Raw genomic sequence first — 24,608 nt, forward strand, 5'->3', positions numbered from 1 at the left:
GCGGGACCAGATCTCCGGAATCGCTCAGCGGCGCCGGCGCGCGGCCCTGGAGATGGCCAACGCAACGCCTGCCGCGGTGATCATCAGCCCCAGCAGCTCCAACCATCCGATCCGGTCGCCGAACATCAGCCAGGTCCAGATCATGGTGGCGGGCGGGCTCAGATAGAGCCACGTCCCGACTGCCGCAGCGCCCTGACGGCGTAGGACCAGCAGGAAGGCGCCGTAGCCACCGAGCCCACTGAGCAGCGCGATCCAAGCAACGGCGCAGCCGAATTCCGCGTCAGCGGGCGGCTGACGAGGCGATCGAGCTCGGACGGCTGATCCTGCGCTGACTCGGGCAGCATCTAGGCCGAGGGGACTTCCTGTGAGGCCGACACCGCGTCCACGTAGACTCCCTGCGTGGCAAATGCGGGTTGGTATCCGGATCCGGGCGGCGCCCAGGGCATGTATCGCTACTGGGACGGTCACGCCTGGTCGGCCGTCACGACGTCGAACCCAGCTGCCCCGCCACCCAGCCAAGGGCTCGGCCAGGGTTCGTCTCCGCTGAGCGGCCAGCAGTCGTACGGCGCCGGCCAGCAATCCGGCACGCAGGGCGGGCAGCAGCCGCTGGGCTACTCCGGTCAGCCGAGTGCCTACCAGGCCTATCAGCAGCAGGCCGGCAAGAAGCGCAGCAGCGGACTGGGTTGGTGGCTCGGTGGTGCGGCGATTCTGGTGGTGCTGATCATCATCGGCGTGCTGGTGATCCGCAATCTCGGCGGATCAGGCGGTCTGAGCAATCCGCTCGGCGGGGACGACCCGTCGACGAATCCGTGTCCGGTCAACACTTCGAGCTCGTCGGCTGCCCCGAATCACCCCAGCGACGGACGGGTGCACGGTGGGCCCATCTCCTACCCAGAGCTCGGGTCGCCCTGGGGAGAACCGCAGGGGGATGACCGGGTGCCGTTCGGCGCCGATGTCCAGGAGCAGGAGATCACCACTGAACCCAACTACCAGAGGGACAGCAGTTGGGTGGCGTCGGTGCTGGTCGCCCAGTTGATCGCCGGCGACGGCTTCTACACCCCTAAGGACGGGGTGGGCATCGTCGCCAAGTGCGTGGTCGGAAAGTTCTACGGCGACAACCCGGTGCAGCGGCACGACCTGACCAGCAAGGCGATGAAGGTCGACGGCCACGACGCCTGGTACCTGCAGTCGCATCTGACCTTCAACATCGAGGGGCTGAAGGCCAAGGGCGAGACGATGACGCTGCTGGTCGTCAGCGATGGTGCCACCTCGGGTCTCTTCTACTCCTCGATCCCCGACAACGCCAAGCAGTACCAGGCGCCGGCCGACAAGGCGCTGTCGGAGCTCACCGTCGACAAATGATCATCACCCGGTACAGTCCGCGAGACCGTGCCGGGCTTTCATGATCAACACCCGGGTTGCGGCGTCCTTGATCTCGGCGCGCAGGTCCGGGTCGTCGGCGGCGGCATCGCGTACGGTCTTGATCATCGACGTCGCGTCGGCGTATTTGCCGACGATCGACAGATCGCCCCCGGCGCGGATGAAGCGCAAGGCTCGCTGGGAAACCGGCTCCGAGCTGAGCGCGGCGCCGAGGAGATCATCGGAGATGATCACGCCCTTGAAGCCGAGGTCACCGCGGATCATGCCCTTCTGCACGGTGCTGGAGAAGGTCGCAGGATGATCGGCGTCGATCTTGGTGTAGACGGCCGAGGAGACCATCACCATGTCGACGCCGGCCGCAACTCCGGCCTTGAATCCGGCCAGCCGCTTGTCGTCGCGGGTGGTGACGTCGTCGGTGACGTCGGTGCTGGTATCGGTGTTGCCACGGACGATGCCCAATCCGGGAAAGTGCTTCACCGAAGTCGCCACACCGGCAGCCTCCATGCCTTTGATGAAGGCAGTGTTCTTGCGGGCGACAACAGCTGCCTTCGGCCCGTAGCCGCGCCGCAGGGCGCCGATCGGCGCATTGGCAGTCCCGATCGAGCTCGGTACGACGTCGGAGACGGGAGCCAGATTGACGTCGATACCGGCCTCCTTGAGCTGGCGCCCCCAAGTCTTGGCGTCCGACTGCAGTTGGCTGTCGGACAGCGACGCCTGATCCTCGGCACTGGGGATGGTGTCGAAGCCCGGTCCGGCCAACCGCTGGACCTCACCACCCTCCTGGTCGGCTGCCAACATGAGTTTGACGCCGTGATGGCCGCCCACACCGTCCCTGATCGCATCGGTAACCGAGCGGATCGCTGAGCGACCTGCGGTCGAATTCTCCAGCAGCAACACGGAGCCGACATCGAGGGAGGACAGTTCGTCCGCCTCCGCGCTGCCCATGCCGGACGAACTCGTGGCCACCATGAACAACTGTCCGACCTGCTGGTCCAAGGTCAGGTCGCCGGCCAGCGCCGAGCAGGTCTGGCCGCCGGCGGACGTCTTGGACGCGGTCGGGCTCGATGAGCCGGCCGGCTGAGACGGCGAGGAGGCCGCGGTGGCTTCTCCTGTGGGCGCGGAGGAGGTCGGCTGCCCGGACGTGGCGGGTCCGGACGCGGTGCCCGCGGCCGTGGTCCCGGCGGATGGCGGTCCGGCCTGCTGACCGCACGCAGCGAGGGTGATCATCGCCGCCGTGGCCAGCCCGCCGACGACGACCCGGGCAGGCCGGCCACCCCCGCGGTTGCCTGGGACTGGACGGTTTCGCAGTCGCTGTTGCTCGGTGCTCACCAGTCCGACTCTGCCATGCCCGGCGGTGCCGACCCGCCATCGTGATGCTGTCGCCGTGTCGATGTGACTCAATCGTCGAACTTGAGCGACAACAGCGCGTTCTCGACCAACTCCGGCAGCGCCGGGTGGATCCAGTATTGGCCGCGAGCCATGTCCGGAACGGCAAGCCCGAAGCTCATCGCCTGGATCAACGGCTGGATCAGGGTCGACGCCTGCGGCCCGACGATATGGGCCCCGATCAGCTGACGTGAGTCGCGGTCGGCGATCAACTTGGCCAGGTGCTGGGTGTCTTCCATCGCCCAGCCGTACGCGACGGTGCCGTAGTCCTGGACCGCGGTGACGTAGTTGCGACCCGCCCGCACGGCCTCCTGCTCCGTGAGCCCGACCGATGCGACCTGCGGGTCCGAGAACACCGCATGCGGCACGAACCGATGGTCAGCGGTGATCATGGAATCCGGATGCAGCAGATTGTGCTGGACGACCCGCGCCTCGTGGTTGGCGACATGCTTGAGCTGATAGGGCGATGACACGTCACCGAGTGCGAAGACGCCGTCGGCCGTCGTGCGCTGGTAGTCGTCGACGATCACCCGACCGCCGTCGTCAAGATCAACTCCGGCTGCGCCGACGTCGACCAGGTCGCCATTGGGTTGGCGGCCGATCGCCACCAGGACCAGGTCGACCTCCTGTACCGGCTCCTGATCGGTGATCACCCTGATCCGGCCGTCGTCGCACGCCTGCAGCCCGGTTATTGAGGCATTCCTGACCAGTTTGACCCGCTTCTCGATCAACTCGGTGAAGCGGTCGGAGATGTCGTCGTCCTCGTGCCGGAGCATCCGGCCGGAGCGCATCACCACGGTGACGTCGACCCCGAATGCGGAGAAGATGTGGGCGAATTCTGCTGCGATGAAACCGCCGCCCAGGATCACCATCGATCGCGGAAGGTCGTCGATCCGCATCACGGTGTCGGAGGTGTGCACCGTCACGTCCTCGATGCCCGGGATCTGCGGCAGCACGGCACGGCTGCCGGCGGCGATCACGAACCGGTCGGCGGTCACGTGATCATCACCGACCTGGAGAGTCTTCGGTCCGACGAAATGCGCGTGCTCGCGGTACAGCGTGAGATTGGGCGAGGATGCCCGCCACTGCTCACCACCCGCGGAGATCGGGTCGATCCGCCCGAAGATGCGGTCCCGGATGGCTTTCCAGTCGGCACGGTTGAACGTGAGATCGACACCGAGGCGGTCCGCCTCGGAAGGACTGCGGGCGAGATCGGCCGGGAGGACGAACATCTTCGTGGGGATGCACCCCAGATTGAGGCAGGTGCCGCCGAAGACCGCGTTCGGTCCGACCCCCTGGTCGATCAGGGCAACGCTCTGGTCGGCGAACTGTTCGTCAACGATCGTGTTACCGGAGCCGGAACCGATGATGCACAAGTCGAAGTGCGGCATGGTCAGATCGTCGCATGGCGTCCGACCGGTCGCGTACGCAGTCCACGCCTTCGGACGGTGTCAGCGAAATTCGAGGTAGTGGCGTCGTACGTCCGGCTCCAGCCGTTCGATCGCATACCGCAGCGCCGTCCGCGGTAGCGCTGTCGCGTGCCGGTCCAGGAAGGCGAGCAGCTCGGGCTCGCTGACCCGCTTGCCCGCCTCGCGCAGCATCCAGCCGACGGCCTTGTGAATCAGATCGTGCCGGTCGTCGATCAGGACCAGCGCGATCCGGTGGGTGTCCAAGGTCTGGCCGTGGAGGATGAAGCTGTGCGTGCTGACCATCGCGATCCGACGCTCCCACAGAGAAGTCGAGCGCGCCAGCTCGTCCAGTAGGTCTCGCTCCCGATCCAGCAGATAGTCGCCCACGAGCGTGCGACAGGACAGATCGACCAGGTCCCAGTTGTTGACGAAGGCCATGTTGTCCAGATAGCAGCCATGAATCGCGGCTTGCTCGTTCGGAGTGGCCCTGGCGAACCGGTAGGTCATCGCCAGCAGCGCGGCCAGCCGGTACTCGTGCACGGGATGGCGCAGCAACGGCAGCCAGGAGTCCGCGTCGAAGGGCACAGATCCGTACGGCTTGGCGATCTTCCGCAGCATCGGAACCTTGATGCCGATGAACCGATCGCCCTCCCCGTACGCTCCTGGCCCGGTCTTGAAATAGCGCGCAAGGGCTACTGCCGCGGCTGGATCAGCTGCGGCTTCGAGTGCTCCGGATACCTCGGAAAGGACGGTCACGCGCCGGGCTCGACGTGTCTGCCGACGCTCACGTGATCAGTGGTCCGGCTCGGTGGCGGATGTTGAGGATCGGCTTCTGTTCCGGATCGATGATCTTGGGCGGCCGCCACCACACCCGACCGTGCTTGTATTCGGCCGACCAGCCATGCCGGGCGAACCGGGCATGATGAAACGGGCAGAGAAGAGCCAAATTCGGTAAATCCGTAGGATCCCCATTGGCCCAATCGACGATGTGATGCCGCTGACACCATTTCGGCGACTTCGAACACCCCGGAAACGTGCACCCACCATCCCGGGCGGCCAGAGCAAGAGTCTGCGCATAACTGGCCAACCGTCGAGTCCGACCCAAGGAGAGAACCTCCCGGGTCTGCTTGTGAAACACCGTGCGGACGATCTCCGCCTCATCCGACAGACCGCGCACCGCCCTCCATCGGCAAGACATCACCAGTCTCAGTCACACCCGCACCCGTACCCGCAACGAACTCGTCTTCCCCGGCGATCAGGATCAACGTCGCCGGCGTCCCACCATGAGCCGGCAACTCACCCGCCCGCAAACTCCGATCCAACGCCTCTTCCAACGCATCGTGCATGCGTTGCCCACGATCCCGATGATCCCGTTCCACCACACGCCCGGACTCGTCGACGACCGGTTGCGGTTTCGCCAACGGATCCAACATGGCGAGTGCTTTCGCACCCGCATCGCCGGTCAGCCGGCCCTCCACCCGATACATGCCCTTATGCATGCCGCGGCGGATCGGACGCACCTCCAACTCTCTGACCGCGTCCTGCGCCGCCCGGTCATCGAGCATTCCGTCCGGCACCAACCAACCCGCAATCCGATCGATCACCTGCCCCAGCTGCCGCCCACCGAAGACCCGCGCCTGCCCGGCTAACAGCTCTTCGGCCTCGGCCAACGTCTCGACGGTGACGTTGTTGCCGTCGACCGGCAACAACTTCTCCCAGTCGACCAACGCCTTCGTCACCAGATCAATCCGATCCCACGAGACCTCCCCGGACGCTTGGGCGGCGGCCACAACCGGATACCGCGGTGGAACCATCTCACCCGCGGGACTCATCTTCGGGGCCAACAACTCCGCCGCCCGCACACGGGCTTTCGCCTCGCCGGCAGAGATTCCCCAACAGCGCGATCAGGAATGCTTGCGGACTCGCGAACAGACCCAAGGGACCATCCGTACGACACCCCGCGGCCTCCATCAGATTGATCAACACCTGACTCGGACCCAGAAGTCTGTTCCGTGACCGCTCTAACCCCTGCATCCAAGCGACCAGCCCATCCCTGCCGGCCAACCCCAACCCGAGATCCCCGGCCAGTGCGGCCACTCGGTCGACCGCAGCATCCAAATCCGCCACCGCGGCAGCAAACCGATCCGGGACCGAACCGGGCACTTCATCACCGACCGGGCCAGAGTCGAGACCAGATTCGAGACCAGATTCGAGGTCAGAGTCGAGACCAGAATCGAGGTCAGAGTCGAACCAGCCGCCAAGATCTTCATCGTCAACGTCCACCGGCCAGGGATCCTCAGGATCCGGGACCGTCGGCTCCAGCTCCTCCGGCTCCCTCGCGAACAGGGCATCCAGCTCACCCGGAAGCCACTCCGGCCCCGACAACGATTGATACCCCATAACGACAGATTCTATTCGATCCCCCGTACGATTGCAAGACGCGAAATCGACGGAATCCCTTATATACAAGAGAAACACCGCCACCGCGACAAGCCCGACAGGTGTCCCTCACGACGCTACAACAAGGGGCGGACAGTCCCTGCTGGACCCGCTGCGTACGTCAGCGGCGGGCCAGAATGTGCAACCAATCCCCACGGGTCCCGGTGTGGTGATCGACAGAGATGACCGTCCATCCGGCCGCCCGCAGCTCCGCCCGAACCGCCGGCTCACGCCAGTAGACGAACCATCGAGGCGACCCGAGCTTGTCCTCGGACCAGCTGTCGCCGTCACCCTCCTTGAGCGTGAAAGCGAAGATCCCTCCATCTCGGACTGCGACCGCGATCCGCTGCAGCACCACAGTGAATTCCGCACGATTCAGGTGCAGCAGTACCGCGTTGGCCAGGACCCCGTCCCAGGGGCCGCCGAGGTCGTCACTGCGGACGTCCAGCAGGTAGGCGTCGTGACCCTCGGCTCGCATCATCTCGACGAACGCCGGGGTGATGTCGGTCCGTTGGACCGTCAACCCGAGATCCTCCAGGTGGGCCGCATCCCATCCCGGCCCGCTGCCGACCTCGAGCACTCGCCCCTCGGCGACGAATGCGGCGAAGCGGTCGAGGAATATCGCGAGCTTCCCGATACCCGAGGGCCGAGACCGCTGGGTGTAGACGTCTGCAGCCGCCTGGTAGCTGCCGCGGGTGACATCCAGCGGTGTCGGCGCGGCAGTAGGGTCCGCCAGCACGAGGTCGATGATCATCGCATCAAGCGGATCAACGCCCTCGCGGGAGGACGCGGGATCCCACCATCGGGTGCCGCCGATCTCCTTGTCCGGTTGGAAGAGCGGCACCGGGTCCGGCCCGCTGGGATCCAGCACCGTCCGGTAGACCGCGACCCGTTCATGCAGCCCATCGGGCGGTGATTCATACGACGAGACTCCGACGAAGATCAACTCCTCGGTCACGACACCGGTCTCCTCGGCGAGCTCCCGGACAGCGGCGCTGCGCGGCGACTCGCCGGCATCACGACCGCCACCGGGCAGCTCCCAGTGCTTGCGCCAGTTGTCGAAGACCAGCAGCACCTGCCCGCCGCGTTCGACGAGGACGAACGACGCATTCAGCGGTGTCTCGTGATCATGATCAAGCTGGTGCTCCAGGGCGGGTTCGAAGGAGAGCAGGAGGTATCCGAGTTCATTGCGCGCCAGGTAGCTCGTCACGTCATCGACCGTACCGACCGGGGTCGTTGCCCGCACGAGGTTTGTGATGCAAGGCTTGGCCATCATGTCCCAGTCAACGAAGTCCCAGTCCGCCCTGCCGTCGGCCCCGATCGACGAGGTCGCGGCCGCAGCCGGCGCGCTCTCCCGGGAGGCCGAGGTCACCCTGGTCGAGGGTTCGACCTTCTGCCTCTCCGACAAGTCCGGCAGCATCTCCGGCGCCGCGCGCGGTCTGTACTACAAGGACACCCGGGTGTTGTCGGCCCTGGAGCTGACCGTCGACGGAGTCCTTCCGGACATCCTTACGGTTGTCCCGGACCAGGCGTACAGCTGCCGCTTCGTGGGCCGCGGGGTCCGCCGCGAGTCGGAATTCGAGGCGACGCTGCTGATCGAACGCCGCCGCTGGATCGGAGCCGGCCTGCGCGAGGACATCACGCTCTCAAACCACGCCACCCAGGACGTACGCGTCCGGCTCGACTTGCGGATCGACGCCGACTTCGCCGATATCTTCGAGATCCGCGGGATCAAGGGCCGCGAGCGGACGATCACCCGGCACTCCGACGCCGGCCGGCTGGAGTTGCGGCTGGAGAACGCAGTTGATCAACGATCGGTCCTGATCACCGCCGCTGGATGGCAAACCTCTCCGGATGGTTTGACGGTGGAGACGACGGTCCCCGCCCGGGGCAGCTGGACCGGCACCGTCCAGGTCGCACCGGGCGACGACGACCATGATCAAGAACCCACGTTCACCGACAGCCGGCCGGTGGCGGAGTCTGTCCCCGCACTCCGAGCGGCCGCCTGGAACGCAGCAGCACCCAAGATCACCGTCGGTCATCCCGGCCTGGATCGGGCCCTGACGATCAGCCGTCGTGATCTTGGCGCGCTGCGGATCTTCGACGAAGATCATCCCGAGGATGCCGCCGTCGCGGCGGGCGCACCGTGGTTCATGACGTTGTTCGGCAGGGATTCGCTGCTTACCAGTGCGATGATGCTGCCGTACTTCGGTGATCTTGCGCTCGGGACACTGCGCAGCCTGGCCCGGCTGCAGGGAACGACGGACAACCCGCAGAACGAGGAGCAGCCCGGCAAGATCCTGCACGAAATACGAAAGGGATCCGACCCGTCGCTGTCGCTGGGCGGAACCGGCGTCTACTACGGATCCATCGACTCGACGCCGCTGTTCGTCGTCGTGGTCGCCCAGGCGTTGCGCTGGGGCCAACCGATCGACGCGGTCGCCGAATTGATGCCGGCCGTCGACCGGGCGATGAGCTGGATCACCGACTACGGAGACCGGGACGGTGACGTCTTCCTGGAATACGAACGCACCGCTGATCATGGTCTGGACAACCAGGGCTGGAAGGACAGCGGCGACTCGATCAGCTTCGCCGACGGCCGGCTGGCCACCGGCTCGATCGCGCTGGCCGAGGTACAGGGCTACGCGTACGCCGCCTTCCGGGCCCGCGCCGAGCTGGCCCGGGCATTCGGAGAGGATCAACAACCCTGGCTGGATCGTGCCGCCGATCTTCAGCGCCGCTTCCATCAGGCCTTCTGGCTACCGGAACAAGGCTTCTACGCGATCGCCTTGGACGGCACCAAGACACCGGTGGACACCGCGACCTCCAACATCGGCCACTGCCTGTGGTCGGGCATCGTTCCCGACGACGTCGCCGGCCAGGTCGTCGAGCGGCTGATGTCGCCGGGCATGTTCACCGGCTTCGGGATCCGGACCCTGGCCGACGACGCCGGCCGCTACAACCCGGCCAGTTATCACAACGGATCGGTCTGGCCGCACGACACGGTGCTGGTTGCCGCCGGCATCGCCCGCTATGGCTTCCGCGCCGAGGCCGAACGCATCCTTGCCGGCCTGCTGGACGCGGCGGACAGCTACGGCGGCCGGCTGCCGGAACTGCTGTGCGGTTTCGGTCGCGACGAAGTGCCGACCCCTGTGCCCTATCCGACCGCCTGTTCACCGCAGGCATGGGCCGCCGCGGTGCCCTACCAGCTGCTCACCACCGCACTCGGGCTGGACGCCGACCTGCCACAGCGCCGGCTCACCGCGGGTCCCGCGATGGCGGTCCTCGGTGCCACCCGCGTCTCGGGGCTGCGGGTCGGTCCGGCCAGCCTGACGCTGGTCGCGGACCAGGATTTCGTCGAGGTCACCGGGCTGCCGTTCTCGGTGACGGTCACGTCCACGGACTGACTCGGTTCGCTGTCCGGCACACCGTCTGAAGCTCGCCCTAGTCTCGATCTCAGGATCCGACAAGGAGGTCAGGATGAGCGGGATGAGCGGGATCAGTCCGGGTGGGACAGATCTGAGTGGGACAGATCTGAGTGGGACAGATCTGAGTGGGACGGGGCAGCCGCGCGGAGCGGCGGCGAAGTTGCCGGAGGGCTACAACGACACCGGCGAGGAGACGCCGCTGGACTGGGCACCGGTCAACGAACGACTCGAGCAGTCGCGGCATTTCTGGTTCAGCACCGCCGACGGCGGCGGCAGGCCGCACGCCAGGCCGATCTGGGGTGCTTGGATCGACAACACGCTGTACGCCGACGGGGGCATCCAGGTCACTCGCTGGGGGCGGGACCTGCTGGCCAATCCGCACACCCAGGTGCATCTGGAGAGCGCCACCGAGGTGGTGATCGTGGACGGCGTCTTCTCCACCGACAACGACCTGACGCCGGAGGCGTTCGACCGCGTCCGCGCCAGCTATCAGCGCCGCTACGAGAGCTATCAGCCGGAGTCTGCCGACGGGCTCTTCATGGTCAAACCGCAGCACGTCCTGGCGTGGACCAACTTTCCCCGGGATGTGACCCGCTTCGACTTCAGCTGACGCGCGGGACCAGCGGGAGTCGGCCGGCTTGCCGGGTCAGGCTTTCCTGGTCCAGTTTTAGGGAGTGGTGGTCGAGACCTTGATCAACCCTGACCGCTCGAGGATCGGCCGGGAGAATTCGGTCGAGTCGCTGTGGATCAGCGTCTTGCCGATCCTCAGCGCCGAACGGGCCTGTTCGGCCGTGAGGGCCCGATAGATCCCTCGTCCACGCCATTCCGGCCGGGTGGCGCCGCCCCAGATTCCGGCGAAATCAGTGCCGGACACCGGCTCAAGCCGACCGCAACTGATCATCTGCCCGCCGGCCTCGGCGACCCAGACCTCCCACTCGGGCCAGCGCCGCATGCCCTCGATGATCGCAGTCGCCCGACGCTCGGAAACCGGCTCGCCGAAGACCTCATCGGCCATCGCGCTCATCGCGCGGATATCGGACCCCTCAGTGATCCTGCGCAGCGTGACGCCTTCCGGCAGCGGCACCCCGACAGCCAGGCCTGCGGCAGGCCCGATCATGATCGACTCCGGTTCATCGGGGACGAAGCCGTGCTCGACCAGCGCCTCGTGCAGCCCGGGTGCGCGATCGTGTCCGCGGGTCTTCCATTCGACGGCGGTGATCTCGGCTCTGCTCCGGTAGTGCTCGACGACCTGGCCGACCCAGTCCCGGATCGTCGCGGCGTCGGCACCGTCCAGGCCGGCGTAGGTGACGAAACCACGGCCTCCGGCGAAGGTCACCAGCCGCAGCGGCCCGATCCGTACGACGCCGGTCGCATTCGGCGTTTCCGCGTCGGTCCTCAGCTGTTGGTCGTACGCCGCGAGCAGGGCAGCAGGATCGGTCCGCACCGGCTCATCGGGATCGAGTCCATCAGAATCGGGTCTATCGGGGTGGGATCCGTTGGAATGCGGCCCGTCGGGACGGGACGCGATCTCAGACCCCGGCGTAGGAGTGCAGGCCCGCGAAGAGCAGGTTGACGCCGATGAAGTTGAACCAGAAGACAGCTAGGCCGAGGATCGCGATCATGCCGGCACGGGCGCCCTTCCAGCCGGCCGTCGACCGGGCGTGCAGATAGCAGGCGAAGATCACCCAGGTGACCAGGGCCCAGGTCTCCTTGGGATCCCAGCCCCAGTAGCGACCCCAGGCGTACTCGGCCCAGATCGAGCCGGCCGCGATCGTGAAGGTCCACAGCGGGAAGGCGAAGGCAAGCACCCGATAGGCGATCACATCCATCCGCTTGGCCTCCGGCAGCCGGCCCAGCACCGCGCCGACGGTGCCCTTGTCCTCGGCCCGCTTCTTGATCAGATAGAGGATCGTGATCAGGCCGCCGATGTTGAAGGCCGAGCCCGAGACCGCTGCAGCGGTGATGTGGATGAAGAACCAGACCGAGTGCAGGGCCGGCACCACCGGTGCCACCGCGACGTAGAAGACGGTCACAGCGAGCCCGTTGCCGACGGTCGCCAGCAGGGTGACCGGCAGACCGAGCCACCGCATCCCCATCCTGGCCAGCACCAGGTAGGCCGAGACGATGATCACCATCGCCATCGTGGTGAATTCGAACATGTTGGCCAACGGCCAGCGGTCGGCGGCGATGCCCCGCGCGACGACGCCGGCGATGGCGCAGGCCAGCGCGATGATCGTCAGCGAAACGCCCATCCGCCCGAAGGTCTCCGAACGCTGCCGGGCGGTCAGCGGCTCCGGCTGGTCGGAGCCGAGTCGGTCGACCGGGCTCTGCGGGCTCCGGGCAGCCGGTCCGCTCCGGTCGACGCGTTCCACCCGGTCCGGGCTGGTGGCATCGGCGGCACCGACCAGCGCCGGTTCGCGGACTGCCGCTGCTTCGGTGTCGGTGGCGTCGAGAGAGATCTTGTCGGCCCTGATCTTGCGCGCGGACGCCCACTCCACCGTGTGCATGGAGAAGGCCAGCGCGTAGATCACCACGGAGGTGACCAGCGCAAGGCTGGAGAAGGTCTGAGCGGTCATGGCGTCTCCTGCTTGGCGGGATTCTGGTCCTTCGCGACTTCGTCGAGAAGGTCGGCCAGGTCCTCCTGTAGTCCGGTCCGGGCGTCTGCACGATCCAGTCCGGCGATCTCGAACACGGTACTACCTTTCGTAGTACGCGCACGAGCCCAGACTCTGCGTGGACGGATGAAGAGCGAAAAGCACAGTCCCAGCACAGCGCACCCGATAGCGATGATGGCGATGTAGACGCCGGGGCTGTCCCCGACCTGGAGCTTGACCCAGCGCTGCACCCCGTCGAGCTCGATGGAACCACCGCCGGGCAGCTTCTGCTCGTACCCGGGCCGCAGGATGAACCGCAGCGGCTGGGTCTTGTCCTTGGGGTTCATGATCTGCTTCAGCCCCGAGGTGTCGAGCGTGTAGACGCTCTCGGGGATCCCGGTCTCCTTTCCCGGCTTGCCGGTCCAGGCATCCAGGAAGAGTTGCGGGTTGTAGAGACCGGGGAACACCGACTGCGGCCCACTCTTGGTGATGTCCGCCGGAGCGCTCGGCAGGAAGATCCCCTCGAAGCCGAACTGGTTGGGCCGTCCGTCCGGTGCCTTGATCGCGCCCGCCGAGGTGAAGTTGCCGTCCTGCGGCAGGAAGATCACCGGGCCGGAATAGGCCACGTTGCCGTTGCCGTCCCGGACCGTGACGACCGGCGCATAGCCCCAGGCGACCAGGTGCACCGTGCTGCCGTTGATGTGTAGCGGGTGGTTGACCTGGATGGTCGCGTTGCGCGGCTTGTCGCCCGGCTTGTCGATCACCGTCACGTTGGCCTTGAACTCCCGCGCGGCACCGGTCTGGACCGCACCGGTCTCGAATTTCACATCGAAGGAGTTGACCTTGAGGCTGAAGGGCGACAGCGTTGACTCGCGGAAGAGTGGCCCGGCCTTGAAGTCGTCGTATTGGGCCAGGTTGTTGGCGAAGCCGTTGCCGACCACCACGGCGCTGTCGCCGCGGAAATTCCACAGCCACACCACCGCGACCCCGATCAGGACGAAGACCAGGCTGACGTGGAAGAGCAGATTGCCCGCCTCGCGCAGGTAGCCGCGCTCGGCCGACACCGAGCCGTCGGGGTGCCGTACGACCCGATAGTGCCGCTTGCGCAGTCCGGCCTCGGCAGCGTCGACCACCGCGGCACTCTGCCCCGGGTCGTCTGCCGGCTGGCCGTCGGCCGCGGGCAACTCGGTCGACACGTAGGCCGGCATCCGGTGCAGGTAGCGCGGGGTCCGCGGCGGCTTGGCCCGTACGGCGCGGACATAGACGGCGACCCGCGGAATGATGCAGCCGATCAGGCTGATGAACAGCAACGAGTAGATCGCGGAGAACCACGGCGACGTGTAGACGCTGAACAGCCCGACCTTGTCGTAGATCGGTCCGAGCGTCTTGTGCTGCTGCAGGAAGAGGTTGACCTCGACCGGGGAGATGCTCTGCTGGGGCACCAGCGATCCGGGGATGGCGGCCAGCGCCAACAGGAAGAGCAGGCCGAGGGCCGTACGCATCGTGGTCAACTGCGTCCAGATGAATCGCAGTCCCCCGATGAGGCCGAGCGCAGGTGCGCCACCCTTGCGTCGGGGCGCGGTGCTCCTGGCCTCCTCGGAGCCGGCGACCACCTCTGGCGTGCCGACCTCGGTGGCTTCGGCTGCTGTCTCTTCGGTTCTGGTATCGCTCATGATCAAATCCCTGGTACGAAGTTGCCGGCCCAGCTGACCACGTGCAGCATCAGATGGTTCCAGAGTCCGGTGACCAGCAGCAGCCCGACGATGATCATCCCGATCCCGCCGATCCGCATCACGGCCTGTTGGTGGCGGCGGATCCGGTCGACACCACTGGCGATCCGGCCGTATGCGAGGCCGGCCACGACGAACGGTACGCCGAGGCCGAGGGCGAAGATCGCGGCCAGGATCCCGCCGCGCAGCGCAGTGCCCTCGTTGAGCGCAAGCGTCAGCACCGCACCCAGGGTTGGGCCGATGCACGGTGTCCAGCCCAGTGCGAAGACGATCCCCACCAACGGGGCCGCGGCGACCCCGATCGCCGGCATCCGGGTGATCCGCAGGTCCCGCTGGCCGAACCGGATCACGCCGGCGAACATCAATCCCAGCAAGATGATCACGACGCCGAGGATCCGGCCGATCAGATCGCCGTTGGCGTAGAACAATCGCCCCACACCGCCGGCAAGCGCTCCGGTGCTGACGAAAACGATGGCGATGCCGAGCACGAACAAGGTGGTGCCCGCCAGGATCCTGCCCCGGTGCCGGCGGCCTTCCATCACCTGGGCCGCACTGAGACCCGACGTGTAGGTCAGATAGCCGGGCAGCAGCGGCAATACGCACGGGGAGAAGAAGGACACCAGCCCGGCCAGCAACGCGACCGGAACGGCGACGATCATCGTGCCGCCGACCGCTGAGGCCGCCCAATCCCCTATCACCTTCTGGCCCCTATCACTTGCCGGCCGCCACGTCGTCGACGATGTCGACCAAGGTGTCGGACGTGATGCTGCCGAGGATGCGTACGGCCATCCGGCCCTGCTTGTCGATCACCAGGGTGGACGGGATCGCGCTCGGGGGAAGATCGTCGAATTTGACCACCTGGGTGCCATCGGGGTCGTAGATGCTCGGATAGGTGATCTTGTGGGTCCGGACGAAGGCCTGCGGTGCCGCCTGGCCGGGATCGCGGCTGTCGATGCCGAGGAACTGCGCCTTCGAACCCAACGTGTTGGCAGCCTTCTCCAGGTCCGGCGCCTCCTTGCGGCAGGGCGGGCACCACGATCCCCAGACATTGATCACCAGGACGCTGCCCGCGTAGTCGGCGCTGTTGATCTGCTTGCCGCCCAGCAACGCCGGCCCACTGATCGTCGGCGCCTTGTCCCGCTTGCCGACCGGCACCCGGGTCAGTTGTTGATCATGGCCGACGTAGCCGTTCTCGCTGCCCGTCTGGGAATCCTGGCCGGCGGAGCTGGTGCTGCAACCGGTGATCACCAGCAGCGCGCTGATGATCATGGCGGCGACCGCGGTCGTGCGGCCCGGGAGATTTGGCGACATCAGGCCCCGGCAACAAACTTCTTGGACTTCACTCCGGGCAGCAGCGATCCGGCGGGCTCGCGGTACTCGATCCCGGTGATCCGGCCGTCACGGAAGATCACCGTGGTGATGCTGGCCAGGCTGCACTCGCGCTTACGCGGATCGTGGGCGAACCGCCGCCCCTCGACATCGAGTCGGGCGATCCAGATCGGCAACTGGTGGGAGACGATCAACGCCTCGTGACCGTCGGCAGCCTCGGCGGCGTCGTGGATCGCGGCCCGCATCCGGGTCGCGATCTCGGCGTACGGCTCCCCCCAGGTCGGCTTGAGCGGGTTGCGGAAGTAGAGCCAGTGCCGCGGGTTGGTGAAGGCGGAGTTCTTGGACCGGTCGAAACGATGACCCTGCAGGTAGTTCTCGGCCTCGATCACTCGGCCGTCGGTGACCACAGCGACCTCGGGGAAGTTCGCCGCGATCGGAGCCATCGTCTCCTGGGCGCGCTCGAGGGGCGAACAGCGCAGATGGGTGACGTCCCAGCCCTTGGTGTACTCGGCGACCTTTCCGGCCATCTGCCGGCCCACCTCGGACAGGTGGAATCCGGGCAGCCGTCCATAGAGCACGCCGGTCGGATTCTCCACCAGACCGTGCCGCACCAGATGGACCAGGGTCTTGGTCTGCTCGCTCATCTCCCCGCCTGTCCGATTCGCCTGCCGGCCGCTACGCCGCTCGAGCCGCGGCCTGGGCGGCACGCGGCAACGCCGCAACGATACGGTCCAGAGCTGTGGAATCGTGAGCCGCCGAGAGGAACCAGCCCTCGAACGCGCTCGGAGGCAGGTAGACACCGTCCTCGAGCATCGAGTGGAAGAACGCCGTGTACGCCTGCGCCTGCTGTGCCTGGGCGGCGGTGTAGTCGGGGACGGCGGTCACGCCTGGGGCTACGAAGAAGACGCTGAACAAGTTCCCGGAGTGCGAGATGACGTGCGGAACGCCGGCCTGCTCCAAGGCGGCATGCACCTCGGCACGCAGCTGTTCGGAGGTCTTGTCGACGGTCTCGTAGACGTCGGCGGTGGCCAGCCGCAACGTCGCCAGGCCGGCAGCGGTCGCGACCGGGTTCCCCGACAGCGTGCCCGCCTGATAGACCGAGCCGACCGGCGCGAGGTGGGCCATGATGTCGGCTCGACCGCCGAAGGCCGCGGCCGGGAATCCGCCGCCCATCACCTTGCCGAAGGTCATCAGGTCGCCGCCGACACCGTCCAAGCCGTACTGGCCCGACTTGCTGACCCGGAAGCCGGTCATCACCTCGTCGGAGATGAAGAGCGCGCCGTGCTCGTGGCAGAGATCCGACAGGAATCGGTTGAAGCCGATCCCGTCCTCGGCTCCCGGTTCGATGACGCCCATATTGCCCGGGGCACCCTCGGTGATCAGACAGGCGATCTGGTCGCCGTAGGTCGCGAACGCCTGCCTGACCGCGGCCCGGTCGTTGTACGCGACGACGATGGTGTCAGCGGTCGTCCCGGCGGTGACGCCCGGCGTACCCGGGATGCCCAGGGTGGCGACGCCGGAGCCGGCCGAGGCCAGCAGCGAGTCGACGTGCCCGTGGTAGCAGCCGGCGAACTTGATGATCTTGTCCCGTCCAGTGAAGCCGCGAGCCAAGCGGATCGCGCTGAGCGTCGCCTCGGTGCCCGAGTTGACCAGCCGTACCTGGTCGATCGGCGTCCGGTCGATGATCGCCGCCGCAAGATCGACTTCGGCCTGGGTCGGAGCGCCGAAGGAGGTGCCGTGCTGCGCTGCTTCGGCCACCGCGGCGAGCACCTCCGGATGGGCATGGCCGAGCAACATCGGGCCCCAGGAGCAGACCAGGTCGACATACTCGTTGCCGTCCAGGTCGGTCAGGTAGGCACCCCTGGCGCTCTTGATGAAGCGCGGCGTGCCACCGACCGCGAGAAAGGCGCGGACCGGCGAATTCACCCCGCCCGGGGTGACGGTCTTGGCCCGCTCGAAGGCGGCGGCGGATCGGTCGACGTTCATCGCTGCAGCTCCGGTCTGGTCGCGTACTCGAGGGCCCAGTAAGTGAGAATGACATCGGCACCGGCCCGGCGGATCGAGGTCAGAGTCTCGGTGATCGCGGCGTCCCGATCGATCCACCCGCGCTCGGCGGCGGCCTCGATCATGGAGTATTCACCAGAGATGTTGTACGCCGCCACCGGCACGTCGACACGCTCGGCGACCCGTGCGATCACGTCAAGATAGCTGAGTGCCGGCTTGATCATCACCAGATCGGCGCCCTGCCCGAGATCGAGCCGGACCTCGCGCAGCGACTCCCGCACATTCGCCAGATCCTGCTGGTAGGTCTTCCGGTCCCCCTTGAGGGACGAGCCGACCGCCTCGCGGAACGGGCCGTAATAGGAAGAGGAGTACTTCGCCGCATAGGCCAGGATCGCGGTGTCGAGATGTCCGGCCTGATCGAGCGCCTCGCGAATGGCGCCGACCTGGCCGTCCATCATGCCGCTCGGGCCGACCATGTGGACGCCGGCCTCGGCGTGCAGGACCGCCATCTGCGCGTACAGCTCGACGGTCGCGTCGTTGTCGACGACACCGTCGTCGGTGAGCACGCCGCAGTGACCATGATCGGTGAACTCGTCCAGGCAGACGTCGCTCATCACCAGCAGGTCGTCGCCGACCTCGGCGTGCACGGCTGCGATGGCGAGGTTGAGGATGCCGTCGCCGGCGAGCGCCTGGGAGCCGGTCGCGTCCTTCTTCTCGGGCAGCGGTACGCCGAACAGCATGATCCCGGCCAGCCCGGCCTCGGCCGCATCATGGGCCAGCTTCTTGATCGACTCCAGGCTGTGCTGCTCGACACCAGGCATCGAGGTGATCGGCCGCGGCTCCGTCAGCCCCTCGGCGACGAACGCCGGCAGGATCAGTTGCCGCGGTGCGACGGTGGTCTCAGCGACCATCCGGCGTACGACAGGATTCGTACGCAACCGACGCGGCCGGTCGGGAAGATTGAGCCCACGGGGATTCAGCGCAGCCATAACCCTGCAGAGTTTACGACCCGCCGTAGTAGTCGGCTCAATCGCTCGGACGGTTTCACAGCCTCGAACCCGTACTCCTGTCTCCCCCACCCGCGTCGTACGGGCTACCCACAACCATGGTGTTCGTGTCAAGGATCCAAAGGAGTCTTGAGATCTCAAGCAACTCGACTCCATGTCCGAGCAGCGGCACTATCGGGCGGCAGCCGACTTGTCCACAGATCGCAACCTGCGACCGGCGTCTGCCCTGCCCGCGGACATAGTGTCGCGCTCAAGAAGACCCAGAATCCTTGAGAATCCAAGTGGGAGACCATGTTCCTCTCGAAGGTATCGGCGAACGGCCAGGTCACCGTGCCGGCCGCCATCCGAAGAGCGCTCCGGCTCGGTCCGGGCGACAAATTGCTGTTCTTCCAGAACCCGGACGGTGAGTTCGTCATCGCCAAGGCCGCGGCGTCGGCGATGACCCTTGCCGCCCACATGGGCGAGCAAGGGGCGGCCTTGGCAGAGAAGAGCCCGATCCAACAGCTGATCGAGGACATCCGGAACAGCAAACCCAGCGAGCGTCTGATGTAACCGCTGTTATTATCGCCGGGTAACAGTTACAAGGAGCCCGATGACTGATTTCGCCCTGTTCGCGGCCGTCTTCCTGGCGTGCCTGGTCGAGGCCGTCGAGGCGACGACGATCGTGGTCGCCGCCGGATCGAGCCGGAACTGGCGTTCGGCACTGGAGGGCACGGTCGCGGCGGTGATCGTGCTCGGGGTGATCGTCGCGGTGCTCGGGCCGGCGATCCTGTTGCTACCGCTGGCGGTCCTGCGGGTGGCGATCGGCGGGCTGCTGCTGGTCTTCGGGTTGCAATGGCTGCGCAAGGCGGTGCTGCGCGCCGCCGGCGTCAAGGCGTTGCATGACGAGGACGCCATCTATCAGCGGCAGCTCGCGGCTTCGCAGGCGGCAGCCACCACCAGCCGGGCCGGAATCTCCGACTGGTACGCCTTCACACTGTCCTTCAAGGGCGTCCTGCTGGAAGGGCTCGAGGTGGTCTTCATCGTGCTCACCTTCGCCACCAACCAGCACAACCTGCCGGTTGCGATCACCGCGTCGGCTGCGGCGATCGTGGCCGTGGTCATCATGGGCGTGGTCGTCCGCGGCCCGCTCTCGCGGGTGCCCGAGAACACCCTCAAATTCGTGGTCGGCGTGATGCTCACCTCATTCGGGCTCTTCTGGGGCGCCGAGGGGGTCGGCGCCCACTGGCCCGGCTCGGATGCGACCTTGTTGATCATCGCTCCGGCGGTGCTGATCTTCTGCCTGCTGCTCGTGGTGATTTTCCGGAGCCGCCGGCGGGTTGCCCAGACGAAAGCGACGCAGGTTCCTGTCACACCCGCCGCTACGGGGTCGACCTCCACGGCGACCGTGACCAGGACCGAGCCGGGTGCACTCACCCGTTTCGGCCTGTTCTGGTACGACTTCGTGATCGGCGACGACTGGCAGATCGCCGCCGGCGTCGTACTGCTGCTGGTGATCACCGGGCTCGCCGCCGGCTGGGGGCCCGCTTGGCTGATTCCGGTTGTCGCGGTCGCCCTGCTGATTCCCTACGGCACCGTTCGGGCGGCGAAGGACTGAGAACGCTTCTTAATGCCCTTCCGGCTCCTCGGCGTAGACCCGGGCTGCGTACTCCTCCAGGACCTGTTCGCACTTGGCCAACGCGGCGTCGGCCTCCGCGCGCCCGGGTGCACCGAACTGGTCGCGGGCCTTCACCTTGTCCAGCCAGTTGACCAGCTTGGTGTAGTCGACCTCGTTCTCCTCGAGCTCGGCGTAGGTGAAGTGGTTCTTGGTGTATTCCTTTCCCACCTCGGCCAGGAAGCCCTCGCAGCGGTCGACGATCTCCTCGTACTCGTCGGAGCGGGCGGCCTGGAAGATGTCCAGCACACTCTGCTCGCCCGCCAAGGCCGACGACTCGAGCAGAATGCCGGTGCCGTCCATCCCGACGATCTCGCGCTGGAGCTTGCGCAGAGCCCGTTCATTGGCGGGCGTTCGGGGCAGCGTGGCCACCGAGTTCTGCAGATAGACCGCACCGAGCGCCTTGAGCCGGCGCCAGACCGTCGCCCGCAACCGGGTCGGCTCGGACGGGACCCGATAAACCAGCACCAGCCAGCCCGTGGCGGACCGGTCGCCGGTCGCTCGGATCTCGCTCACGTCAGGCAGCGTAGTCGGGCAGATCGATCGCCCAGTGCGCCGGCTCCTCATCCGACGGCAGGCTCGAGATCTGCTGGAACATCGCGTTGCGTGCGGCGAGCGCCTCGGCGGTGCTCGGAACCAGATTCGCCATTCCCGGGCTGACCAGATTCTGGTTGGCCTCGGCGAAGGGGCGGGCGAGCGCCTCATACCGCTCGAACGCGGCCCGGTGATCGCCGCCGCCACCGGCCCCGAACTCGGCAGCAAGCTCGCCGGCCAGCACGTAGGCACCGACCAGCGCCAGACTCGACCCCTGCCCGGTCAGGAAGGAGGGCGCGTGCGCCGCGTCGCCGGCCAGCGCCAGCCGACCGGAGGACCAACCCGGCATCCGGATCTGGGTGACCATGTCGAAGAACAGATCATCGGCCGTACGCATCGCCTCGACCACCTGGGGCACCTTCCAGCCGTCGCCATCGAACCGCTCGGCGACCAGATCGCGCTGCGCCTGCGGATGACGGAAGGCCTCGAACGGCGGTTCGTCCCGAGTGACGCAGAGGAAGCCGAACAGTTCGGGACGGTCCTGGACGGCGTACAGCGCGACGCCGCGGCCCGGCTCGTTCCAGACCACGCCCTCATGGGACAGGCCGAAGTCGTTGGGCATCGTGAAGCCGGCGAAGCAGTAGCCGAGATAGCGGTGGAACGGCTCCTCGGAGCCGAACTTCAGCGCCCGGGTGCTGGAGTGCACCCCGTCCGCGGCGACGACCAGCGCGAAGCGCTCGACACGACCACTGGCGAAACGGACGTCGATGCCATCGGCATCCTCGTCCAGGGCGGCGATCGAGTCGTTGAACCGGTATTCGACGCCATCCTTGGTGACGTCGTACAGGACCCGGGCCAGGTCCCCGCGCGGCACTTCGAGGTCCTCGGCCTCGTCACCACCGGCGACGGCGTGGGGCCGCAGCAGCGCGACCAGGCCGCCGTCCGGAGCGAGGAAGCTGAGCGCCCGGGTGTCGATGTGGGCCCGGCGCAGCTGCGAGTGGATACCCATCCGCTTGACCACCTCCAGGGCGGTGGCGCGGATGTCGATCGGGTATCCCCCTCCCCGCAACTGGCCGGCGCGCTCGACGACCGTCACGTCGAAGCCGTACTGCTCCAACCAGTACGCAACCGCCGGACCGGCGATGCTCGCGCCCGAGATCAGGATTTTCATCGTTCCTCCAGTGCCAGGCGGCCTGCACGCCGCCCGAATAGCTACCTTGAGTAGATACCGATGGTTCTCATCATTGAGGACCTCGCCAACAAAGATACCTAAGTTAGGTATCTATTCAAGGAGTGCCATGGCCGGGGATCAGTCGGGAGAAGGGTTCGCCGAGGTGATGGGCATGCTGCCGAGGATCAACCGGCTCAGCACGAGCCTCAGCCGCGGGCGGTTGATGGAGCATGCGCTGGAAGCATCGGGGCTGAATCTCGATCGGCCGGCGATGGGCGTACTCATCTCCTTGCGGATGTCCGACGAGCCGTTGCGGATCGGCGAGATCGCCCGCAGGATGGAGGTCGCCGGACCGCATGTGACCCGGCTCGTCCACGAACTCGAACGCCGGGAACTGGCCAGGAGGATCGCCGACCCGGACGACAAGAGGGCGCGACGAGTCGAACTCACTCCGGCCGGGACCGAGGCCGTGAACGGCTATCTGCGCGACATCTTCGGCTGGTTCGCCGAGGCGCTCGTCGACTGGTCGCCCGCGGACCTGCAGACCCTCGGCACACTGCTGAACCGGTTGCTCGACGACCTGACCGCGCACACCGCGCGCCAGCAACTCTAGACCCCTGAACCTGCCTTAGACCCCTGAGCCTGTCCTAGACCCCCTGGGCCTGGCGAAGGGGTCAGGAACGACGCCGGCTGCTGCGCCGCTGGGACGGCTTGGTGACCGGGTCACCGTTGGCGACCAGCGCGTCGCGGCGGTCGGCGGCGAAGCCGGCCAACGCATCGGCGAGCTCGACCGCGGACGGCTTCGACGCGATCACGTCGACCCGCAGTCCGTGTTCCTCGCAGGTCTTCGCGGTCGCCGGGCCGATACAGGCGATGATCGTCGAGGCGTGCGGCTTGCCGGCGATGCCGACCAGGTTGCGTACGGTCGAGGACGAGGTGAAGACGACCGCGTCGAATTTGCCGGTCTTGATCGCCTCGCGCACCGGCGCGGCCGGCGGAGCAGCCCGGACGGTCCGGTAGGCGGTGACGTCCTCGACCTCCCAGCCGAGCTCGGTCAGTGCGGCGGACAGCGTCTCGGTGGCGATGTCGGCCCGCGGCAGGAAGACCCGGTTGATCGGGTCGAGCACCTCGTCGTACGGCGGCCACTCCGCGGCCAGCCCGGCGGCCGACTGCTCACCGCTGGGCACCAGGTCGGGCTCGATGCCCCAGGCCTTGAGTGCGGCCGAGGTGGCCTCCCCCACGGCGGCGACCTTCAGGCCCGAGAAGGCGCGGGCATCCAGGCCGTACTGCTCGAATTTCTCCCGGACCGCGCGGACCGCGTTGACCGAGGTGAAGGCGACCCATTCGTAGCGACCCTCGACCAGACCGCGGACGGCCTTGTCCATCTGCAGCGGGCTGCGCGGTGGCTCGACCGAGATCGTCGGCACCTCGTCGCTGTGGGCGCCGTAGGTCCGCAGCCGGGCCGTCATCGAGGCAGCCTGGTCCTTGGTCCGCGGCACCAGGACCCGCCAGCCGAAGAGCGGCTTGGTCTCGTACCAGCTGAGCGATTCGCGGTTCTCGACCGCAGCACCGAGGGTCAGGTGGATCAACTCGCCGGGCTCGCTGGGCACCGCCTTGACCTCGGCGGCAATCCGGCCGAGGGTGGTGGCGATGCTGATCTGTTCGGTGCTGCCACCGTGCAGGGTGACCAGCGCCGGCTCGCTCGGCTGCCGTCCGACCGCGGTCGCGACCTCGACGAAATCGTTGATCATGCTGACCCGGGTGCTGACCACCAGGGTGGCGACTCCTGTCCACTCGGCCGCAGCCGTCTTGGCGAAGCGGCCCTCGGTCGCGGAGACGAAGTGCACGCCGCCGGCGTGGTTCAACGCGACGCCGGCGTACTCCGGCACGGCTGTCAAGGAGCTGACACCGGGGACGACCTCGAAGTCGACACCGCCGCGCACACAGGCGGCGGCCTCGTCGGAGACAGCGGCATCGAGGAACGGGTCGCCGCTGACCAGGCGTACGACGCGGGCGCCGGCTCCGGCGTGCTTGAGGACGGTCTTGGCCCGGGCCGACGGCGGTAGGGGCTTACCGGCCTCGGACAGTCCGAGGATGGCTACCTCGGCACCGTCGGCAAGCCTGATCGCCGGATGATCGAGGATCTCGCGCTGACTCTCCGAGTCGAGGATCACCGCATTGGCCTCACCGAGCGCGGCGATCGCGCCGAGGGTCAACAGGTCGGGATCACCAGGACCGGTGCCGACGAAGATCACCCGGCCGCGGGCGGCAGGGGCAGCAGAAACGGAAGTATCTTCAGGACGGGACTTGCGGGCCGACGATGTGCTCACGGGCGATTCTCGCGTTCTTTGCCGCCGGCGCGGGATCTTTGGTGATCTCGTACCGGATGAACGAGCCCGGCTGACCGCGTTCACATGCTGTCTGCTGTTCGCAGCGGACTGCACGTATGGCCGGATCGGCCGAGTGCGCTCTTAGGTTTGTTGGGCTGCTGCTCTCGTCGTGTCTGCGGGACTCCGCATGCACAACAGGGTATTGAGTTGTTG

The 24,608-nt window shown here is 67.0% G+C and carries 24 protein-coding genes; 6 read left to right on the plus strand and 18 right to left on the minus strand.

Annotation, left to right across the window (positions count from 1 at the left end; translation table 11 throughout):
• Positions 1-24: 24 nt before the first annotated feature.
• On the minus strand, positions 25-468 hold the full coding sequence (locus tag IEY07_RS08145; protein WP_188894692.1) for an EamA family transporter: 444 nt from the start codon (positions 466-468) through the stop codon (positions 25-27).
• Here IEY07_RS08145 and IEY07_RS08150 point away from each other — a divergent pair.
• A complete protein-coding gene (locus IEY07_RS08150; protein ID WP_229669844.1) occupies positions 400-1,362 on the plus strand; it encodes a DUF2510 domain-containing protein in 963 nt (320 codons plus the stop codon). The two genes, IEY07_RS08145 and IEY07_RS08150, sit on opposite strands and share 69 nt — an antisense overlap.
• Positions 1,363-1,365: 3 nt before the next feature.
• Here IEY07_RS08150 and IEY07_RS08155 read toward each other — a convergent pair whose 3' ends face one another.
• From IEY07_RS08155 to IEY07_RS08180, 6 genes are all read right to left on the minus strand, one after another.
• Complete coding sequence (locus tag IEY07_RS08155; RefSeq protein WP_188894694.1) at positions 1,366-2,709, minus strand: glycoside hydrolase family 3 N-terminal domain-containing protein; 1,344 nt, start codon at positions 2,707-2,709, stop codon at positions 1,366-1,368.
• 68 nt (positions 2,710-2,777) lie between these two features.
• A complete protein-coding gene (locus tag IEY07_RS08160) occupies positions 2,778-4,157 on the minus strand; it encodes a mycothione reductase (protein WP_188894695.1) in 1,380 nt (459 codons plus the stop codon).
• A 60-nt stretch (positions 4,158-4,217) separates the two neighbouring features.
• Positions 4,218-4,931, minus strand: a complete 714-nt coding sequence (locus tag IEY07_RS08165; RefSeq protein ID WP_188894696.1) for a DNA alkylation repair protein — start codon at positions 4,929-4,931, stop codon at positions 4,218-4,220.
• A gap of 28 nt (positions 4,932-4,959) precedes the next feature.
• A complete protein-coding gene (locus tag IEY07_RS24665) occupies positions 4,960-5,373 on the minus strand; it encodes an HNH endonuclease signature motif containing protein (RefSeq protein WP_373288820.1) in 414 nt (137 codons plus the stop codon).
• Positions 5,333-6,064: a DUF222 domain-containing protein gene (locus tag IEY07_RS08175; protein WP_268239194.1), complete on the minus strand. Its 732-nt coding sequence runs from the start codon at positions 6,062-6,064 to the stop codon at positions 5,333-5,335. The genes IEY07_RS24665 and IEY07_RS08175 overlap by 41 nt, the downstream gene beginning before the upstream one ends.
• Before the next feature lie 671 nt (positions 6,065-6,735).
• On the minus strand, positions 6,736-7,824 hold the full coding sequence (locus tag IEY07_RS08180) for an NUDIX domain-containing protein (protein ID WP_188894699.1): 1,089 nt from the start codon (positions 7,822-7,824) through the stop codon (positions 6,736-6,738).
• Positions 7,825-7,888: 64 nt separating this feature from the next.
• Between IEY07_RS08180 and IEY07_RS08185 the strand changes: the two genes are divergently transcribed.
• Both IEY07_RS08185 and IEY07_RS08190 read left to right on the plus strand, forming a co-directional pair.
• Positions 7,889-10,021 (plus strand): amylo-alpha-1,6-glucosidase, encoded by a 2,133-nt coding sequence (locus IEY07_RS08185; protein ID WP_188894700.1) that lies wholly within the window; start codon positions 7,889-7,891, stop codon positions 10,019-10,021.
• Between the two features lie 73 nt (positions 10,022-10,094).
• Complete coding sequence (locus IEY07_RS08190; RefSeq protein ID WP_229669847.1) at positions 10,095-10,652, plus strand: pyridoxamine 5'-phosphate oxidase family protein; 558 nt, start codon at positions 10,095-10,097, stop codon at positions 10,650-10,652.
• Positions 10,653-10,709: 57 nt separating this feature from the next.
• On the opposite strand, the gene IEY07_RS08195 is transcribed toward IEY07_RS08190, so the two are convergent.
• The 8 genes from IEY07_RS08195 to hemB form a co-directional block, all read right to left on the minus strand.
• Positions 10,710-11,486 carry a GNAT family N-acetyltransferase gene (locus IEY07_RS08195; RefSeq protein ID WP_229669848.1) on the minus strand — a complete coding sequence of 259 codons (777 nt, stop codon included), beginning with the start codon at positions 11,484-11,486 and terminating at the stop codon, positions 10,710-10,712.
• An 85-nt stretch (positions 11,487-11,571) separates the two neighbouring features.
• A complete protein-coding gene (gene ccsB / locus IEY07_RS08200) occupies positions 11,572-12,618 on the minus strand; it encodes a c-type cytochrome biogenesis protein CcsB (protein WP_188894702.1) in 1,047 nt (348 codons plus the stop codon).
• Entirely contained in the window at positions 12,615-14,138 is a 1,524-nt protein-coding gene (gene resB, locus IEY07_RS08205; RefSeq protein WP_373288821.1) for a cytochrome c biogenesis protein ResB, read from the minus strand. The genes ccsB and resB overlap by 4 nt, the downstream gene beginning before the upstream one ends.
• Before the next feature lie 173 nt (positions 14,139-14,311).
• Positions 14,312-15,025 carry a cytochrome c biogenesis CcdA family protein gene (locus IEY07_RS08210; RefSeq protein WP_188894704.1) on the minus strand — a complete coding sequence of 238 codons (714 nt, stop codon included), beginning with the start codon at positions 15,023-15,025 and terminating at the stop codon, positions 14,312-14,314.
• Positions 15,026-15,077: 52 nt separating this feature from the next.
• Positions 15,078-15,677 carry a TlpA family protein disulfide reductase gene (locus IEY07_RS08215; protein WP_188894705.1) on the minus strand — a complete coding sequence of 200 codons (600 nt, stop codon included), beginning with the start codon at positions 15,675-15,677 and terminating at the stop codon, positions 15,078-15,080.
• On the minus strand, positions 15,677-16,339 hold the full coding sequence (locus IEY07_RS08220; protein WP_188894706.1) for a histidine phosphatase family protein: 663 nt from the start codon (positions 16,337-16,339) through the stop codon (positions 15,677-15,679). The genes IEY07_RS08215 and IEY07_RS08220 overlap by 1 nt, the downstream gene beginning before the upstream one ends.
• A gap of 31 nt (positions 16,340-16,370) precedes the next feature.
• A complete protein-coding gene (gene hemL, locus IEY07_RS08225) occupies positions 16,371-17,681 on the minus strand; it encodes a glutamate-1-semialdehyde 2,1-aminomutase (protein ID WP_188894707.1) in 1,311 nt (436 codons plus the stop codon).
• Positions 17,678-18,688, minus strand: a complete 1,011-nt coding sequence (gene hemB, locus IEY07_RS08230; protein WP_188894708.1) for a porphobilinogen synthase — start codon at positions 18,686-18,688, stop codon at positions 17,678-17,680. The genes hemL and hemB overlap by 4 nt, the downstream gene beginning before the upstream one ends.
• 309 nt (positions 18,689-18,997) lie before the next feature.
• Here hemB and IEY07_RS08235 point away from each other — a divergent pair, with 309 nt between their 5' ends.
• Entirely contained in the window at positions 18,998-19,258 is a 261-nt protein-coding gene (locus tag IEY07_RS08235; RefSeq protein WP_188894709.1) for an AbrB/MazE/SpoVT family DNA-binding domain-containing protein, read from the plus strand.
• Positions 19,259-19,298: 40 nt separating this feature from the next.
• Positions 19,299-20,303: a COG4280 domain-containing protein gene (locus IEY07_RS08240; RefSeq protein ID WP_188894710.1), complete on the plus strand. Its 1,005-nt coding sequence runs from the start codon at positions 19,299-19,301 to the stop codon at positions 20,301-20,303.
• A 9-nt stretch (positions 20,304-20,312) separates the two neighbouring features.
• Here the strand turns inward: IEY07_RS08240 and IEY07_RS08245 are convergent, their stop codons facing one another.
• Complete coding sequence (locus tag IEY07_RS08245) at positions 20,313-20,876, minus strand: Chromate resistance protein ChrB (RefSeq protein WP_229669849.1); 564 nt, start codon at positions 20,874-20,876, stop codon at positions 20,313-20,315.
• A 1-nt stretch (position 20,877) separates the two neighbouring features.
• A complete protein-coding gene (locus IEY07_RS08250) occupies positions 20,878-22,065 on the minus strand; it encodes an FAD-dependent monooxygenase (RefSeq protein WP_188894711.1) in 1,188 nt (395 codons plus the stop codon).
• 127 nt (positions 22,066-22,192) lie between these two features.
• Here IEY07_RS08250 and IEY07_RS08255 point away from each other — a divergent pair, with 127 nt between their 5' ends.
• Positions 22,193-22,678 carry a MarR family winged helix-turn-helix transcriptional regulator gene (locus IEY07_RS08255; protein ID WP_229669850.1) on the plus strand — a complete coding sequence of 162 codons (486 nt, stop codon included), beginning with the start codon at positions 22,193-22,195 and terminating at the stop codon, positions 22,676-22,678.
• 61 nt (positions 22,679-22,739) lie between these two features.
• Here the strand turns inward: IEY07_RS08255 and IEY07_RS08260 are convergent, their stop codons facing one another.
• On the minus strand, positions 22,740-24,395 hold the full coding sequence (locus IEY07_RS08260) for a bifunctional uroporphyrinogen-III C-methyltransferase/uroporphyrinogen-III synthase (RefSeq protein WP_188894712.1): 1,656 nt from the start codon (positions 24,393-24,395) through the stop codon (positions 22,740-22,742).
• Positions 24,396-24,608: the final 213 nt, after the last annotated feature.

Origin of the sequence: Microlunatus endophyticus, assembly GCF_014646195.1 — a bacterium.
Lineage (GTDB): Bacteria > Actinomycetota > Actinomycetes > Propionibacteriales > Propionibacteriaceae > Microlunatus > Microlunatus endophyticus.